Source organism: Burkholderia theae (genome assembly GCF_048565265.1).
GTDB lineage: Bacteria > Pseudomonadota > Gammaproteobacteria > Burkholderiales > Burkholderiaceae > Burkholderia > Burkholderia theae.
The window spans coordinates 72,440-89,322 of sequence record NZ_CP183461.1 but is presented as its reverse complement, the minus strand read 5'-3'; the positions used below and the strand labels follow the sequence as shown (position 1 = coordinate 89,322).

General features: G+C 68.3%; 17 protein-coding genes. 12 read left to right on the top strand and 5 right to left on the bottom strand.

What is annotated here, in order from left to right; translation table 11 throughout:
- Nucleotides 1–43: 43 nt before the first annotated feature.
- Both ACN22W_RS00405 and ACN22W_RS00400 read right to left on the bottom strand, forming a co-directional pair.
- Nucleotides 44–1,357 (bottom strand): GTP-binding protein, encoded by a 1,314-nt coding sequence (locus ACN22W_RS00405; protein ID WP_419687346.1) that lies wholly within the window; start codon nt 1,355–1,357, stop codon nt 44–46.
- A gap of 146 nt (nt 1,358–1,503) precedes the next feature.
- Entirely contained in the window at nt 1,504–1,953 is a 450-nt protein-coding gene (locus tag ACN22W_RS00400; RefSeq protein ID WP_129513343.1) for a lytic transglycosylase domain-containing protein, read from the bottom strand.
- A 366-nt stretch (nt 1,954–2,319) separates the two neighbouring features.
- On the opposite strand from ACN22W_RS00400, the gene gspD reads away from it, so the two are divergent.
- The 3 genes from gspD to gspF are packed head-to-tail and all read left to right on the top strand — an operon-like array spanning nt 2,320 to nt 7,353.
- Nucleotides 2,320–4,635: a type II secretion system secretin GspD gene (gspD, locus tag ACN22W_RS00395; protein ID WP_419685681.1), complete on the top strand. Its 2,316-nt coding sequence runs from the start codon at nt 2,320–2,322 to the stop codon at nt 4,633–4,635.
- A gap of 5 nt (nt 4,636–4,640) precedes the next feature.
- The gene (gspE, locus tag ACN22W_RS00390; RefSeq protein WP_419687344.1) at nt 4,641–6,131 is read left to right on the top strand and encodes a type II secretion system ATPase GspE; all 1,491 of its coding nucleotides are present in this window, start codon (nt 4,641–4,643) and stop codon (nt 6,129–6,131) included.
- Between the two features lie 4 nt (nt 6,132–6,135).
- Nucleotides 6,136–7,353 (top strand): type II secretion system inner membrane protein GspF, encoded by a 1,218-nt coding sequence (gene gspF, locus ACN22W_RS00385; protein WP_193097377.1) that lies wholly within the window; start codon nt 6,136–6,138, stop codon nt 7,351–7,353.
- Between the two features lie 31 nt (nt 7,354–7,384).
- Here the strand turns inward: gspF and ACN22W_RS00380 are convergent, their stop codons facing one another.
- Nucleotides 7,385–7,795 carry a type II secretion system protein N gene (locus ACN22W_RS00380; RefSeq protein ID WP_129513339.1) on the bottom strand — a complete coding sequence of 137 codons (411 nt, stop codon included), beginning with the start codon at nt 7,793–7,795 and terminating at the stop codon, nt 7,385–7,387.
- 177 nt (nt 7,796–7,972) lie between these two features.
- On the opposite strand from ACN22W_RS00380, the gene gspG reads away from it, so the two are divergent.
- The 8 genes from gspG to ACN22W_RS00340 are packed head-to-tail and all read left to right on the top strand — an operon-like array spanning nt 7,973 to nt 13,964.
- The gene (gene gspG, locus ACN22W_RS00375; protein WP_129513338.1) at nt 7,973–8,425 is read left to right on the top strand and encodes a type II secretion system major pseudopilin GspG; all 453 of its coding nucleotides are present in this window, start codon (nt 7,973–7,975) and stop codon (nt 8,423–8,425) included.
- Between the two features lie 39 nt (nt 8,426–8,464).
- Complete coding sequence (locus ACN22W_RS00370) at nt 8,465–9,019, top strand: GspH/FimT family pseudopilin (RefSeq protein WP_419685680.1); 555 nt, start codon at nt 8,465–8,467, stop codon at nt 9,017–9,019.
- On the top strand, nt 9,016–9,423 hold the full coding sequence (gspI, locus tag ACN22W_RS00365; protein WP_419685679.1) for a type II secretion system minor pseudopilin GspI: 408 nt from the start codon (nt 9,016–9,018) through the stop codon (nt 9,421–9,423). The genes ACN22W_RS00370 and gspI overlap by 4 nt, the downstream gene beginning before the upstream one ends.
- Nucleotides 9,401–10,090, top strand: a complete 690-nt coding sequence (locus ACN22W_RS00360) for a PulJ/GspJ family protein (protein ID WP_048247973.1) — start codon at nt 9,401–9,403, stop codon at nt 10,088–10,090. Before gspI ends, ACN22W_RS00360 begins: the two co-directional genes overlap by 23 nt.
- A 2-nt stretch (nt 10,091–10,092) precedes the next feature.
- The gene (gene gspK / locus ACN22W_RS00355; RefSeq protein ID WP_419685678.1) at nt 10,093–11,223 is read left to right on the top strand and encodes a type II secretion system minor pseudopilin GspK; all 1,131 of its coding nucleotides are present in this window, start codon (nt 10,093–10,095) and stop codon (nt 11,221–11,223) included.
- A gap of 26 nt (nt 11,224–11,249) precedes the next feature.
- Complete coding sequence (gspL, locus tag ACN22W_RS00350) at nt 11,250–12,641, top strand: type II secretion system protein GspL (RefSeq protein ID WP_419685676.1); 1,392 nt, start codon at nt 11,250–11,252, stop codon at nt 12,639–12,641.
- Complete coding sequence (gspM, locus tag ACN22W_RS00345) at nt 12,638–13,144, top strand: type II secretion system protein GspM (RefSeq protein WP_129513335.1); 507 nt, start codon at nt 12,638–12,640, stop codon at nt 13,142–13,144. Before gspL ends, gspM begins: the two co-directional genes overlap by 4 nt.
- Before the next feature lie 31 nt (nt 13,145–13,175).
- Nucleotides 13,176–13,964 (top strand): type II secretion system protein N, encoded by a 789-nt coding sequence (locus tag ACN22W_RS00340; protein WP_129513334.1) that lies wholly within the window; start codon nt 13,176–13,178, stop codon nt 13,962–13,964.
- A 26-nt stretch (nt 13,965–13,990) separates the two neighbouring features.
- Here ACN22W_RS00340 and ACN22W_RS00335 read toward each other — a convergent pair whose 3' ends face one another.
- Both ACN22W_RS00335 and ACN22W_RS00330 read right to left on the bottom strand, forming a co-directional pair.
- Nucleotides 13,991–15,535: an efflux transporter outer membrane subunit gene (locus tag ACN22W_RS00335; RefSeq protein WP_419685675.1), complete on the bottom strand. Its 1,545-nt coding sequence runs from the start codon at nt 15,533–15,535 to the stop codon at nt 13,991–13,993.
- Between the two features lie 258 nt (nt 15,536–15,793).
- Nucleotides 15,794–16,078: a multidrug ABC transporter ATPase gene (locus tag ACN22W_RS00330; RefSeq protein WP_419685673.1), complete on the bottom strand. Its 285-nt coding sequence runs from the start codon at nt 16,076–16,078 to the stop codon at nt 15,794–15,796.
- Between the two features lie 174 nt (nt 16,079–16,252).
- Between ACN22W_RS00330 and ACN22W_RS00325 the strand changes: the two genes are divergently transcribed.
- A complete protein-coding gene (locus tag ACN22W_RS00325) occupies nt 16,253–16,741 on the top strand; it encodes a MarR family winged helix-turn-helix transcriptional regulator (RefSeq protein WP_129513332.1) in 489 nt (162 codons plus the stop codon).
- Nucleotides 16,742–16,883 lie beyond the last annotated feature (142 nt).

Here is a 16,883-nt window from a genome sequence, read left to right as displayed (position 1 = left end):
TCCGCGCCGCTCTTGCAAGATTTAACGGTTGTTTTACAAGCCGTTACGCGTGCACGATCTGCGTGTCGCCGTGATCGTCGTCGTCGTGCGAATCGACATCCCATTCCGGGAACGGATCGTCGAACACGCTCCATCCCGCCGCGCCGAGTGCGAATTCCGCATCGGTCAGCAGGCACGCATCGAGTTTCTCGCGCCATGCATCGGCGTCGAGCGCGATGCCGATCAGCACGAGTTCCTGCCGGCGATCGCCGACCGTGCGATCGTCGAGATCGCCCTGCCATTCGGTACGGATTTCGGCGAGCAGATCGTCGTCGTCCGGCCATTCCGAGCGATCCTGCGCGGCCCACCACAGACCCGCCGGGCCATGCCGGCAGACGCCGCCCGCTTGCGACAGCGAGCCCGCGATGTCGTTGCGCGTCGCGAGCCAGAAGAAGCCCTTGCTGCGCAACACGCCCGGCCACTCCTGGTGCAGCAGCGCCCAGAGTCGCGCCGGATGAAACGGCCGGCGCGCGCGGTAAACAAAATTGCCGATCCCGAATTCGTCGGCTTCACCGTGCACGTGCGCGTGATGCTGATCGTGGCAGTCGGGGTCGTCGCAATGCGTGTGATCGTGATCGAGCGACGCGAGCCAGCCCGGCGCGTTCGCCGCCTCGTCGAAATCGAAGCGGCCCGTGTTCAGCACTTCATTCAGCGGAATGTTGCCGAACGTCGACACGACCTGGTGCGCGCGCGGATTGAGCCGCGCGAGGATGTGCTGCAGGCGCGTGAGTTCGTCGGCAGCGACGAGGTCGGCCTTGTTGATCACCAGCACGTCGCAGAATTCGATCTGCTCGATCAGCAGCTCGACGAGCGTGCGGTCGTCGTCTTCCGACGCGGCGATGCCGCGCGTCGCGAGCGCGTCGTCGGAGCCGTAGTCGCGCAGGAAGTTGTATGCGTCGACCACGGTAACGAGCGTGTCGAGCCGCGCGATTTTCGACAGCGACGTGCCATCGTCGTCGACGAATGTGAAAGTTTCGGCGATCGGCATCGGCTCCGCGATACCGGTCGATTCGATCATGATCGCGTCGAAGCGGCCCTCGGACGCGAGGTTGCGGATCTCGACGAGCAGGTCGTCGCGCAGCGTGCAGCAGATGCAGCCGTTCGACATTTCGACGAGGCGTTCCTCGACGTGCGACAGCGCCTGCGCGTCGCGCACAAGCGACGCGTCGATGTTGACCGCCGCGAGATCGTTGACGATCACGGCGACTTTCAGGCCCGCGCGGTTCGCGAGGATATGGTTGAGCAGCGTGGTCTTGCCGGCGCCGAGGAAGCCGGACAGCACGGTGACGGGCAACGGCTGGTTCATTGCGGTACGCACCAACGGAAAAAATGAAAAAGCGGCCGCGGCGCCCTTCCGGGGCGCGATCGGCCCGCGGACGGGCGAAGTTGCGGCGTGAGCCCGCATTGTGCATCAAACGCGCGCCGGCCGGCCGGCACGGCGTCAGGCCGCGACGCGGCGCAGCGTCATTGCGCGGGCGGCAGCAGCTTCCATTGCGACAGGATGCCGGCGATCTGCCGCGCGTACTTGTCGCGCAGCGATGGTGTTTCCGAATGATAGGCGCCGACGGCCTGCCACGTGTTGCCGTAGCGGTTCATCTTCTGTTTGAGATGCCACGCGGCGATGTACACGTTCTTGCATGGTTCCATCAGCGTGTCGCGGCCGATCCCGTAGCGCGACAGCGTCGGCAGATGGATCGAATTGATCTGCATCAGGCCGTAGTCGATCGAGCCGTTGGTGTTCTTGTTCAGCGCGTCGGGCCGGTTGTGCGACTCCTGCCACGCGATCGCGCGCAGGATCAGCGGATTGACCTGCTGGTATTTGGCCGCCTCGTCGAAACAATCCGCGCGTGCGTTTGCGCTGGCGAACCACGCGCCGGCGGCGATCAACACGATCGAAGCGAACCGTCTGTTCATGGTGCGGAAACGAAAAGGAATTGCGCGAAGGTCGGGAAAACCCGTGTCTATTACCAGTACGGCGAGAAACGCGTCGCCCGTATCATACCGACAGTCCGTCAGGTTGCGACAGGCAGGCATGCAGCAGTCCGGTTATACCGTATTTCCATGTCGGTTCATCGAGAAACGGGGCGATGGCCGGCATGCCGAGGGTAGCTCAAAATATTACATATTGCATACGGTTGGCCGATCACATGTCGTATGTGAGACAGTCCTCTGATCAATGTGATATTTCGGACATGAAAAACTGCTAATGTCGCCTCTTTCGGACTTGGATCCCAGCACTACCGCCGGAAGTGGCCTGAGCCGGCATCGACCCATTCATCCATGACAAGAAATCGCTTCGTTATGCGGCGCGTTGCCACGACCCTGATCGTCGCCGGCATCATCGTCTCGCAGGCCGCCTACGCTCAGGTCACGCTCAACTTCGTCAACGCGGATATCGACCAGGTCGCCAAGGCGATCGGCGCCGCGACCGGCAAGACCATCATCGTCGACCCGCGCGTGAAGGGGCAGCTCAACCTCGTTGCCGAACGCCCGGTGCCGGAAGACCAGGCGCTGAAGACGCTGCAGTCGGCGTTGCGCATGCAGGGCTTCGCGCTCGTGCAGGATCACGGCGTGCTGAAGGTCGTGCCCGAGGCCGACGCGAAGCTGCAGGGCGTGCCGACCTATGTCGGCAATGCGCCGCAGGCGCGCGGCGACCAGGTGATCACGCAGGTGTTCGAGCTGCACAATGAATCGGCGAACAACCTGCTGCCCGTGCTGCGGCCGTTGATCTCGCCGAACAATACAGTGACGGCCTATCCGGCGAACAACACGCTCGTCGTGACCGACTACGCGGACAACGTGCGCCGCATCGCGCAGATCATCGCGGGCGTCGACAGCGCCGCGGGTGCGCAGGTGCAGGTCGTGCCGCTGCGCAACGCGAACGCGATCGACCTCGCCGCGCAACTGCAGAAAATGCTCGACCCGGGTGCGATCGGCAACAGCGACGCGACGCTGAAGGTATCGGTCACGGCCGACCCGCGCACCAACTCGCTGCTGCTGCGCGCATCGAACGCGGCGCGCCTCGCGGCCGCGAAGCGCCTCGTGCAGCAGCTCGACGCACCGAGCGCGGTGCCCGGCAACATGCACGTCGTGCCGCTGCGCAACGCCGATGCGACCAAGCTCGCGAAGACGCTGCGCGGGATGCTCGGCAAGAGCGGCAACGACAGCGGCTCGTCGGCGTCGTCGAACGATGCGAACAGCTTCAACCAGAGCGGCGGCTCGTCGTCGAGCGGCAACTTCTCGACCGGCACGTCCGGCACGCCACCGCTGCCGTCGGGCGGCCTCGGCGGTTCGTCATCGTCGTCCGGGTACGGCGGTTCGTCGGGCAGCGGCGGTGGTCTCGGCAGCGCCGGCCTGCTCGGCGGCGACAAGGACAAGGGCGACGACAACCAGCCGGGCGGGATGATCCAGGCCGATGCGGCGACCAACTCGCTGATCATCACCGCGTCCGATCCGGTCTACCGGAACCTGCGCTCGGTGATCGACCAGCTCGACGCGCGGCGTGCGCAGGTCTATATCGAAGCGCTGATCGTCGAACTGAATTCGACGACGCAGGGCAACCTCGGCATCCAGTGGCAGGTGGCGAGCGGCCAGTTTCTCGGCGGCACGAACCTGGCGGCCACGGCGGGCAACGTGGCGGGCAACAGCATCATCAACCTGACGACCGGCGGTACGGCGGCCACCACCGGGCTGGCGGCCAACATCGCGGGGCTGAACCAGGGCCTCAACATCGGCTGGTTGCACAACATGTTCGGCGTGCAGGGGCTCGGCGCGCTGCTGCAATATTTCGCGGGCGTGAGCGACGCGAACGTGCTGTCGACGCCGAACCTGATCACGCTCGACAACGAAGAGGCGAAGATCGTCGTCGGCCAGAACGTGCCGATCGCGACCGGGTCGTATTCGAACCTGACGAGCGGCACGACGAGCAATGCGTTCAATACCTACGACCGTCGCGACGTCGGCCTGACGCTGCACGTGAAGCCGCAAATTACCGAAGGCGGAATCCTGAAGCTGCAGCTCTACACGGAGGATTCGGCGGTCGTCAGCAGTACCACGAACGCGCAGACCGGCCCGACCTTCACGAAGCGCTCGATCCAGTCGACGATCCTCGCGGACAACGGCGAGATCATCGTGCTCGGCGGTTTGATGCAGGACAACTACCAGGTGGCGAACAGCAAGGTACCGCTGCTCGGCGACATCCCGTGGATCGGCCAGTTGTTCCGTTCGGAATCGAAGCAGCGCCAGAAGACCAACCTGATGGTGTTCCTGCGCCCGGTGATCATTTCGGATCGCAGTACCGCGCAGGAAGTCACGGCCAACCGCTACGACTACATCCAGGGTGTGACGGGCGCATACAAGTCGGACAACAACGTGATCCGCGACAAGGACGATCCGGTCGTCCCGCCGATGCCGCTGGGCCCGAGCCAGGGCGGCACGCCGGCCGGAAACCTGTTCGATCTCGACAAGATGCGCCGCCAGCAGATGCAGCGCCAGGTGGCGCCGCCGGCCGAACAGGCACCCGCGCAGCCGCAGGGCGTACCGCTGCAGGCGGTGCCGCAACAGCCGCTGACCGCCACGCCGGGAGCCTCGCAGTGAGCGACGTGCTCGCGTCTTCCGCCCACGACGGCGCGCCGGCCGAACGGCAGCCGCCGTCGCCGCTCGCCGCGCGCCTGTTGCCGTACGGCTTCGCGAAGAGCGGCCAGGTGCTGATCGCGCATCAGCTCGACGACACGCTCGAGGTGTGGATCAGCGAACGCACGAGCGACGCCGCGCTCGCGGAAATCGCGCGCAATTTCGGCTCGATTTCCGTGCACCGCGTGCCGGCCGACGAACTCGCGCAGGCGATCAACCAGGCCTACTCGCGTCACGACGGCAGCGCCGCGCAGGTGGTCGGCGAGGTCGAAGGCGAAGTCGACCTGTCGCGGCTGATGCAGGACATCCCCGAAGTCGAGGATCTGCTCGAATCGGAAGACGACGCGCCGATCATCCGGATGATCAACGCGCTGCTCACGCAAGCGGCGCGCGAACACGCATCGGACATTCACATCGAGCCGTTCGAGAATGCGTCGGTCGTGCGCTTTCGCGTCGACGGCACGCTGCGCGACGTCGTGCGCCCGAAGAAGGCACTGCACGGCGCACTGATCTCGCGGATCAAGATCATGGCGCAACTCGACATCGCCGAGAAACGCCTGCCGCAGGACGGCCGCATCACGCTGCGCGTCGGCGGCCGGCCGGTCGACGTGCGTGTGTCGACGCTGCCGACCGGGCACGGCGAGCGCGCGGTGCTGCGTCTGCTGGAAAAGGATGCGCAGCGCCTGAACCTCGAGGCGCTCGGGATGGGCCGCGACACGCTGCGCGAGTTCGACAAGCTGATCGCGCGCCCGCACGGCATCGTGCTCGTCACGGGCCCGACGGGTTCGGGCAAGACGACGACGCTGTATGCGTCGATGTCGCGGCTCGAAACCGCGACGACCAACATCATGACCGTCGAGGACCCGATCGAATACGATCTCGGCGGCATCGGCCAGACGCAGGTGAACGAGCGAATCGGGATGACCTTCGCCCGTGCGCTGCGCTCGATTCTGCGCCAGGATCCGGACGTGATCATGATCGGCGAAATCCGCGACCTCGAAACCGCGCAGATCGCGGTGCAGGCGTCGCTGACGGGCCACCTCGTGCTCGCGACGCTGCACACGAACGACGCGGCATCGGCCGTCACGCGACTGACCGACATGGGCGTCGAGCCCTACCTGCTCGCGTCGTCGCTGCTCGGCGTGCTCGCGCAGCGTCTGGTGCGGCAGCTCTGCCCCGTCTGCAAGGAAGAGCGGCACGAGGACGGCCGCATCGTGTGGCATCCGGTCGGCTGCGACAAGTGCGGGCATTCGGGTTACTCGGGCCGGCGCGGCGTATACGAACTGCTGCTGGTCGACGACTCGATCCGCGCGCTGATCCATCGCAATGCGGCCGACGCCGAGATTCTGGCCGCCGGCCGCGCGGAAGGGATGCGCACGCTGCGCGACGACGCCGAGCGCTGGCTCGCGGCCGGCGCGACGTCGCTCGAGGAAGTGCTGCGCGTGACGGGAGGCGCATAGCGCGATGCCGGCATTCCGTTTCGAAGCAATCGATTCGGCGGGACGCGCGCAGAAAGGCGTCATCGATGCCGACAGCGCGCGGTCCGCGCGTGGCCAGTTGCGCACGCAGGGGCTCACGCCGCTCGTCGTCGAGCCGGCCGCCAGCGCGACGCGCGGCGCGCGTTCGCAGCGGCTCGCGTTCGGCCGCAAGCTGTCGCAGCGCGAACAGGCGATCCTCACGCGCCAGCTCGCGAGCCTGCTGATCGCCGGGCTGCCGCTCGACGAGGCGCTCGGCGTGCTGACCGAGCAGTCTGAACGCGACTACATCCGCGAACTGATGGCCGCGATCCGCGCCGAGGTGCTCGGCGGCCATTCGCTCGCGAATGCGCTGGGCCAGCATCCGCGCGATTTCCCGGAAATCTACCGTGCGCTGGTCGCGGCCGGCGAGCACACGGGCAAGCTCGGCATCGTGCTGTCGCGCCTGGCCGACTACATCGAGCAGAGCAACGCGCTGAAGCAGAAGATCCTGCTGGCGTTTACGTATCCGGGGATCGTCACGCTGATCGCGTTCGGCATCGTCACGTTCCTGCTGAGCTACGTCGTGCCGCAGGTCGTCAACGTGTTCGCTAGCACGAAACAGCAGTTGCCGATGCTGACGATCGTGATGATGGCGCTGTCGGATTTCGTGCGGCACTGGTGGTGGGCGATCCTGATCGCGGTCGCGCTGATCGTGTGGTTCGTGAAGGCGACGCTGTCGCGCGACGGGCCGCGGCTCGCGTTCGACCGCTGGGTGCTGACCGCGCCGCTCGCGGGCAAGCTCGTGCGCGGCTACAACACGGTGCGTTTCGCAAGCACGCTCGGCATCCTCACCGCGGCCGGCGTGCCGATCCTGCGCGCATTGCAGGCGGCCGGCGAGACGCTGTCGAACCGTGCGATGCGCGCGAACATCGACGACGCGATCGTGCGCGTGCGCGAAGGCTCCGCGCTGTCTCGCGCGCTGAACAACGTGAAGACGTTTCCGCCGGTGCTCGTGCACCTGATCCGTTCCGGCGAAGCGACGGGCGACGTGACGACGATGCTCGACCGTGCGGCCGAAGGCGAGGCGCGCGAGCTGGAGCGCCGCACGATGTTCCTGACGAGCCTGCTGGAACCGCTGCTGATCCTGGCGATGGGCGGCATCGTGCTCGTGATCGTGCTGGCCGTGATGCTGCCGATCATCGAGCTGAACAACATGGTGCAGTAACGGCCTGACAAGGAAGTCGGGCCGTCACCGTTCAACGCATGTAGATCGCGGGGGACGGCGTGTTCGCCGGGAGCTGGATTTCGGCGCGGGCGCCGTTGCGGTCGACGATGATCGAGCGGGGGCGGACTTCGGCGAGCTTCGCGCCGGGCGTGACCTCCGCGCCGAGCGACACGGCGCGCGGCGGTTCGCCGCCGATGCCGACGATCGCGGCGGCGCCGCGGTCGAGCGAGAGAATGCCGAACAGGTGGATGTCCTGCACGGGATTCTTGTCGAGCTGACCGCCGAAGAGCGCCGCGGCGTCCTCGGTGCGGATCGGCAGCCGCGCGGCGGCGGCGGGCAGCGGCGCTTCGCGGGCCGATAGCGTGACGACCCAGTAGGTGGCCGTCGCGCACAAACCCGCGAAGAGGGCTAGGGAAAGGATCCGGATCGAGAGCGCGTTCATGCGCGCTATTGTACGGATGTATATGAAATTTGCGTTGGGTGAAAGCCCTCGGCAATGCGCGCCTTACAATGCGTGCTCCGCGCCCGCGGGTTCGGAAGCTTGCCGTCAGGGAATCGTCCGGGTGTGCCGGGTGCGTCACTCAACCAACGACATTTTTTTGGAAAGAGGTAGTCAGTCATGCAAACGTGGATCACTCGCCGCAACGCGGCCGTGCGTCGTCAGCGCGGTTTCACGCTGATCGAGATCATGGTGGTGGTCGCGATCCTCGGGATCCTGGCGGCGCTGATCGTGCCGAAGATCATGAGCCGCCCGGACGAAGCGCGCCGCATCGCCGCGAAGCAGGACATCGGCACGATCATGCAGGCCCTCAAGCTGTACCGTCTCGACAACGGTCGTTATCCGAGCCAGGATCAGGGCCTGAACGCGCTGATCCAGAAGCCGTCCACCGATCCGATCCCGAATAACTGGAAGGACGGCGGTTACCTCGAACGCCTGCCGAACGACCCGTGGGGCAACGGCTACAAGTACCTGAACCCGGGCGTGCACGGCGAGATCGACGTGTTCAGCTACGGCGCCGACGGCAAGGAAGGCGGCGAAGGCAACGATACCGACATCGGTTCGTGGCAATAAGCCGTCGCTGATCGGCCCGCCGCTTCGTTCCCGTTCTTCATGCTCGCCATTCGCACGGCCTCCCGCTGCGGCCGCGATTGCCGTGTGCGTCGCGGTGCGGCGCCGTTCGTCCCGGCGCGTGCCGATAGCGGGCCGCTGAAGCGCGGCGCGCGCGGCTTCACGCTGCTCGAAATGCTGGTCGTGCTCGTGATCGCGGGGCTGCTCGTATCGCTCGCGTCGCTGTCGCTGACGCGCAATCCGCGCACCGACCTGCGCGAGGAAGCGCAACGCGTCGCGCTGCTGTTCGAGACCGCCGGCGACGAAGCGCAGGTGCGTGCGCGCCCGATTGCGTGGCAACCGACCGCGCACGGCTTCCGGTTCGACGTGAGTTCGGCCGACGGCTGGCGCACGCTGCGCGACGACCTGCTGCGCCCGCGCGACTGGGACGACGGCGTCACGGGCGCCGACATCGACTACCCGGGTTCCGACACGCGCGCGAGCCGGGTCGTGTTCGGCACCGAGAGCATCGACACGCCGGTGCGCGTGACGCTGCATTCGGCCGTCGGCAGCGCGACAATCGTCGGCACCGGCAACGGCCGCTACGAGGTGCAATGACGATGCGTCGTCGCCTGCCCTTCCCCGTTTCCCCATCCCGCGGCTTCACGATGATCGAGGTGCTCGTCGCGCTCGCGATCATCGCGGTCGCGCTCGCCGCGTCGATCCGCGCGGTCGGCACGATGGCGACCAACGCGTCCGACCTCCATCGCCGGCTGCTCGCCGGCTGGAGCGCCGACAACGCGCTCGCGCAACTGCGGCTCACGCATGCGTGGCCGGAAATCGGCGAGCAGAGTTTCGACTGCTCGCAAGGCAACGTGCAGCTCGTCTGCACGCAACGCGTGAGCACCACGCCGAACCCCGTGTTCCGGCGTGTCCGGGTTTCGGTGAGCATGCCCGGGCATTCCGGCGTGCTCGCACAGATGGTGACGGTGATCGCGAATGAAACCAGCCGTCCGCTCTGACGCGCCGATGCGACGCTCGCCCACCCGCTCCGCCCGCGGCTTCACGCTGATCGAGCTGATGATCGCGATCGCGATCCTCGCGGTGGTTGCGATCCTCGCGTGGCGCGGGCTCGACCAGATCATGCGCGGCCGCGACAAGGTGGCGGCCGCGATGGAAGACGAGCGCGTCTTCGCGCAGATGTTCGACCAGATGCGCATCGACGCGCGGCTTGCCGCGACTGACGACGAGGCCGGCCAGCCGGCGATCGGCGTCGCCGGCAATACGCTGCAGATCGTCCGCGAATTCGAGGTGCCGGGCGCCGCGCCGCGGCTGCAGGTGGTCCGCTACCGGATCGCCGGCGGGCGCGTCGTGCGTTATGCGTCGCCGCCGATCGACGACGCGAACCGGCTGCGCAGCACGCTGAAGGACAGCAGCGTCGAAGGCTGGAGCTGGGTCGCGCTGATGGGCGGCGTTGGCGCGATCGACGCGAAGCTGTACGTGCCGCGCGTGGGCTGGACCACCAATCTGCAGACGGCCGACGATGCGCTCGCGCAGAACAACGATGCGCTCAAGGTGCCGCAGATCGGCAACGCGCCGCCAGCGCGTGCGGTGACGGGGCTGCAGGTCAGCATCGGCGCGACGTCGCTGCGCGTGCCGGTCACGCGCATCTTCCTCGTCGGGGAATGACGATGCGCGCGCGCCGTCACCATTCATTGCTCACCCACCGCGCTGCCGTGCGCACGCGTGCACGCCGCCGCGAGCGCGGCGCGGCGATCATCACCGCGCTGCTGGTCGTCGCGCTGTCGGCGATCCTCGTCTCGGGGATGCTGTGGCGCCAGCAGGTGCAGATCCGCCGCATCGAGAACCAGCGCGTGATCGCGCAGGCGCAGTGGGTCGCGCGCGGCGCGCTCGACTGGACGCGGATGATCCTGCGCTCCGAAGGCGACACGGCGCCCGGCATCACGTATCTCGGCGGAATCTGGGGCGTGCCGATCGCGAAGACGAAGCTGTCGGATTTCCTCGGCCGAATCGGCGCGCCGAACGACAACGGCGGCGAAGACACCTATATCTCCGGCTCGATCGAGGACGCGCAGGCGAAGTTCAACCTGCGCAACCTCGTGGCGTCGCCGGCGCCCGGCGTGTTGCAGCTGAACGTGACGCAGCTGCAGGCGTTCCAGCGCCTGCTGACCACGCTCGGCTTCGACGGCGCGTTCGCGAAGCGCATCGCGCTGCAGGTGCGTGCGGGCCTCATGCATTCGGCGACGCGCTTCCAGATGCCGACGCTGCCGGGCGGCGGCGGCACGGCGCCGGCCATCGCGCCGGTGACCACCGACCAGGAGGGCGGCGGCGGCTTCACCGACGATCCCGGCATGTCCGGCGGCGACCGCGGGCCCGCGCCGCTGATGATGACGGGTGTCGACAGCCTGCTCGACGTCGACGGCGTGACGCCCGAGATGGTCGCGCGGCTGCGCCCGTTCGTCACCGTGCTGCCGACCACGACGCCCGTGAACATGAATACCGCGCCGGCCGAGGTGATCGCGGCGCTCGTGCCGGGGATGAGCGTGTCGTCGGCACAGGCGCTCGTGTCGCGCCGCGAGACCGTGTTTTTCCGCAACGTCGGCGACGTGCAGCTCGCGCTGCGCGGTGCCGGCGCGCCGAACGTGACGATCGACTCGAACCTCGTCGACGTCAATTCGAGTTATTTCATCGTGCATGGCCGGATCCAGCACGATCGCGCGGAGGTCGACCGCACCTCGCTCGTGTATCGTGATCCGACCACGCACTCGACGCGGGTCGTGCGCATCCGCGACCAGCTATAACAACGCCATTCGGGAGAGGAGCTCTTGTGAGCACGTTGATTGTTTCTTTGCCGCCGCGCGAGCCTGCCGTGCCGTTGCAGGAATGGCAGTGGCCCGAACTGCCGTTCACGCTTGTCGACAAGGCCGGCCATGTGCAGCGCGCGGGTCGCGCCGCGCTTGCGCTGCTGCCGCGCGCGAATGCGACGGTGCTGATCGTCGCCGCGCGCGACGTGCTGCTGCTGGCCGCGATGGTGCCGCCGCTGAAGGGACCGAAGCTGCGCCAGGCGCTGCCCAACATCGTCGAGGATCAGCTGATCCAGGATCCGCTCGGCTGCCACATCGCGCTCGATCCGGCCGCGCTGCCCGACGGGCGCCGCGTGCTGGCGATCGTCGATCGCGCGTGGTTCCGCACGATCTGCGACGCGTTCACGGCGGCCGGCCACCGGCATCTGAGCGCGGTGCCCGCGACCCGCTGCCTCCCGGCGCCGCGCACTTCGGCGGAGGCCGCAGCCGCGGTCGCAGCCGCCGCGCCGGCCGACGGTGAGATTGCCAACCTTGCCGATGCCGCGCTGGCCGCGGGCGCCGTCGAGCCGCCCGCCCACCCGCCCGCGGTCGCCGCGGTGCTCGGGCTCGCGGCGGCGGTCGAACCGGCGCTCGTCGAGGCCGGCGCGCTGCCGGTCGCGGCCGGTGCGCCGCGCCTGGAACTCGCGGTCGCGCGCGGCGCGCTCGGCGAAGGCTTCGCGGCGCCTGCGGCGCGCGCGGCCGGCACGCTGGCCGCGCTCGCGGGCGGCGGCGACGTCGAACTGTACGAACTCGGCGAACCGGGCGCGGAGCCGCGGCTCGCGTCGGTCGGCCGCACCGACGGCCCGCTGCTGCCGGGTGCCGCGCCGCTGTCGTTCGACACGTTCGCACGGCGCGCGCTGACCGAGCGATTCGATCTGTGCCAGTTCGAATTCGAGTCGCAGCCGTGGCGCTTCGACCGCGCGACGGTGAAGCGTCTGCGCGTGCCGCTCGCACTCGTCGCGGCGACGCTCGGCGTCGCGGTGATCGGGATGAACCTGCACTGGTGGAAGCTGTCGCGCGAGCGCGATGCGCTGTCGGCGCAGATCACCGAAACGCTGCTGTCCGCGTTCCCGAAGACGACGACGGTGCTCGATCCGCCCGCGCAGATGCAGCGCCAGCTCGACCAGTTGCGCCTGGCGGCCGGCGAACTGTCGCCGAACGATTTCCTCGCGCTGTCGAGCGGGCTGACGCGCTCGATGGGCGCGCTGCCGCTGAACGGCATCGCGTCGCTCGACTATCACGACCGGCGGCTCGACGTCGGCTTCAAGCCGGAGGTCAAGGTCGATCCCGATTTCCCGCAGCGCCTCGCGCGTAACGGACTGTCCGGCGAAGTCGACAGCAACACGGGCAAATGGACGATCCGGAGCCGCTCATGAAAACGGAACAACTGAACCAGACGCTGGCCCAGTTCTGGGGTGAGCGCTCGCAGCGCGAGAAGATGCTGCTCGGCTGGGGCGGCGCCGTGCTGGCCGTCGTGATCGCCTATTCGGTGCTGTGGGCGCCCGCGCAGGAAGGCCGCGCGCGAATCCAGCGCGAGCTGCCGACGATGCGCCGCGAACTCGCGCAGATGACCGCGCAGGCGAACGAGGCGAAGTCGCTGACCGCCGCGGCGCAGGGCGTCGCGCCCACTGGCCTGGCGCTGAAGGACGCGCTGACCGCGTCGCTGTCCGATCACGGGCTGCAGGGCGCGCAGGTGCAGATCGTCGGCAACGGCGTGCAGGTCCAGATGAAGAACGTGTCGTTCCCGGCGTGGACGCAGTGGCTCGACGACGCGCGCCGGCAGTTCAAGGTGCAGGTCGGCGAGGCGCACGCGACCGCGCTGAAGGAAGATGGCCAGGTCGACCTGACGGCCGTGATGCAACCGTCGACGCAGAAATGACGCAGTGGATGACGCAAGTGGCGGTCGGCCGATGAGGCCGTGGACGAAGCGGCTCGCCACCGCATTGCCGTGGGTACTGGCGGGCGGACTGGCGACGGCGGTGACGCTCGTCGCGCTCGCGCCGGCCGCGTGGATCGCGCCGCAATTCGCGCGCGCGACCGGCGGGCATGTGAATCTCGTCGATCCGGACGGGTCGCTGTGGCACGGCTCGGGCACGCTGATGCTCGCGCCGGGCGCCGACCAGAGCGCGGCGACGCTGCTGCCGGGCCGGGTCGAATGGACCACGCGCTTCTGGCCGCTGCTGACCGGGCGCGTGCAGATGCGCATGCGGCAGACCGAGGCGATGCCAGACGCCGTCACGCTCGATGCGACGTGGCGCGGTGCGGTGCTGTCGGCGGGCACGATGGCCGTGCCGGCGTCGCTGCTCGCGGGGCTCGGCACGCCGTTCAATACGCTCGACCTGCAGGGCGACGTGCGGGTCGGCTGGAGCGACTGGCGCCTGTTCGGCAACAACGCGTTCGGCCAGCTGACGGTGACGATCGATTCGATGAGTTCGCGCGTGTCGCGCGTGAAGCCGCTCGGCTCGTACCGCGCGGTGCTGCAGGCGAAGGGGGCGGGCGCCGATCTCGACCTGTCGACGACGCAGGGCCCGCTGTTCCTCGACGGGCACGGCAACTTCGGCGCGGGCCAGGGATCGTTCCGTGGCACCGCGCATGCGGCGCCCGAGCAGCAGGCGAACCTCGCCGGACTGCTGAACCTGCTCGGCCACCCGATCGGAAACAACGAGGTGTCGCTGATCTTCGGCGACGCGCAGCGCTGACGCGCGCGGCGCGTCGCCCTCTTCCGTTACTTCTGCGCGAGCGGCGCGGCCGCCGCACCGGACGCCGGCACCGGTGCCGGCGCAGCCATGTCGCCGTTCTCGCGTGCCATGTCCGACGCATCCCAGCCGCCGCCGAGCGCCTTCACGAGCCCGACCGACGATGCCATCCGCTGCCCGGCGATCGTCGAGAGCTTCTGCTGCGCGGTGAACGCGGTGGTCTGCGCGGTCAGCACGTTCAGGTACGCCACCGTGCCGGCCTTGTACTGGTTCGTGACGATCGCGAGTGAGTGCTCGGCGCTCTCGACGGCCTGCCGCTGCACGTCGATTTCCTGCGCGAGGATGCGCTGCGACGCGAGGTTGTCCTCGACGTCCTGGAATGCGGTGAGCACCGCGAGGCGATACGCGGCGACATCCTGGTCGTAGGTCGCGCGCGCGGCGTCGGTCTGCGCCGCGCGCAGCCCCGCGTCGAACAGCGTCGCCGCAAGCTGCGGGCCGACCGTCCAGAAACGCGCCGGCAGCGTGAACAGCTGCGACCACACCGAACTCTGGACGCCGCCGGTGGCCGACAGCGTGAGCGTCGGGAAAAACGCGGAAATCGCGACGCCGATCTGCTCGTTCGCGGCCGCCGCGCGGCGCTCGGCCGCCGCGATGTCGGGCCGGCGCTCGAGCAGCGCGGACGGCACGTCGACCGGCGTGATCGGCGGCTCGGCCGTGAGCGGGTTCGTGGGCAGCGAGAAGGTCGACGCCGGTTCGCCGATCAGCGTCGCGATCGCATGCTCGTACTGCGCGCGTGCGACGCCGTTGTCGATCGACGCCGCCTGCGCGCTTTGCAGTTGCGTCTGCGCCTGGATCACGTCGGCGCGCGCGGCGACGCCTTGCGCATACTGGTTCTGGGTCAGCTGCAGCGACTGTTGGTACGACTTCACGGTGTCGTCGAGCAGCTTTTGCAGCGCATCGGACGTGCGCAGCTGGAAATAGGTCTGCGCGAGCAGCGCCTGCTGCGACAGCCGCGCGTTCGCGAGATCGGCCGCGGCCGCCGCTTCGCCGGCGCGCTGCGCGCTGACGGTGCGGCTCACCTTGCCCCACAGGTCGGGTTCCCAGCTCGCGTCGAGGCCGACGCTGTAGCTGTTGTTGATCGATCCGGACGAACCGCTGCCGAAACTCGACGACGAGCCCGACGACACTGATGTGCGCGGCGTGCGGGCACGCGAGCCCGACGCGGTCAGCCCGACGGTCGGGAAATACGCGGCACGGGCCTCGGTGACGAGCGCGCGCGCCTGCCGGTAGGCGGCCGCCGATTGCGCGATGGTCTGGTTCGATGCGTTGAGCTTGCCGATCAGCGCATCGAGTTGCGGATCGTTGTAGACCGTCCACCACGCACCGCGGTCGGTGCGGTCGGCGGGCTGCGCGACCTTCCAGCCGGCCGGCGCTTCCTTGAATGCGGCAGGGATCGACGTGTCGGGCCGGTGATAGTCGGGCCCGACGGCGCAGCCGGCGAGCAGCACGGCCGTCGCAACGGCGACGGCGGCGCTCAGCGGGCGAAGGGCGCGCGGGAGGGAGGCGTACGGCATCGTGGTTTTCCTGTCTGGGCGCGACGGCCGGCGAGCGGCGCCGCGCGATGCGGTCGTTGCCGCTGGCGGACAAATGGTAACTGACGGCGGGGAAGCTGCGCAGCCCTAAGGGTACGGTGCCAGGGGGCCTGAATGTGTTACCGGTGCGAGCGGCCGGTTTACCGGCCATTACGGATCGCTTGCGGGGAGACAGGTGCGTGCCGGCCGCCGCGAGGGCCGCGGCCGGCGATCAGTCGGGATGGCGGGAGCGGCGCGGCGTCAGTGGCAGCGCACGGGTACCGGGACGGGGTCGGCGGCGGACCGCCATGACGACGGCTCCGTTGCCGCCGGCTGGCTGGTGCGGCGTGCGCCGCCCTTCGCGTTGCGCTGCCGGCGATGATCGAACCACGCGAACCCGAGCGCCGCGAGCGAGCCGCCCGGCACGACCAGCATCGTCACGTACAGCGCGATCTTCCAGCCGCGGTGCGGCCCGGAAAACACATGATGAGCGGTATCGGTCAGGTTGCGGCGCAGCGCGCCGGCGGCATTTTTCAGGAACAGCATCGCGAACATCCTCGGGGGCCCGGCAGTGCGGGCGAATCGGTCAGAACATCGTCTCCGGCAGTGCAACATGCACGTCGTAACTGGTTGCCTCAAATAATATTGACTAAGCAATCATTTTTCAAGATACTGGGCGCGTTTTAACCTGAAACGCACTATTGCTGTGTGCGCAATCGCATGACCGGCGGCCTCTACGATCCCGAGAACATCGCGCTGGAAACGAGCCTCGGCTATTACCTGTCGAAGGCGAAGCAGGCGCTCGTCGAGCGAATGGATCGCGCGCTCGAGCCGCTCGACCTCACCGCGCAGCAGATCGGCGTGATCCTGCTGTTGTCGCGCGGTTACGCGAGCACGCCGTTCGAGCTGTCTCGCAAGATGTCGTACGACAGCGGGTCGATGACGCGGATGCTCGACCGGCTCGAACGCAAGGGGCTGGTCGCGCGCTCGCGCAGCGAGCAGGATCGCCGGATGATCGAGCTGACGCTGACCGAACGCGGTGCCGACGCGGCCCGCGCGCTGCCGTCGCTGATCGCGACCGCGCTCAACGCGCAGCTCGACGGTTTCTCGGCCGACGAACTCGCGACGCTCACCGGCCTGCTGCAGCGCTTCATCGCCAACGGGCCCGGCACGACCGGTTGCCCGAAACCCGACGACGCGGACAGCTGATGCGCGCGGAGGCCCCATGTCTAGGTTAAGCATTCGCTTATTTCTCTGTCTGGGCAGAAGATGACAGGGCACGCGCTTCACTTTTTCCCTTATCCGTTCCACCCGGCCGGGCCGCGCTGCGTTGCGCACCCGTGCGTTGCAC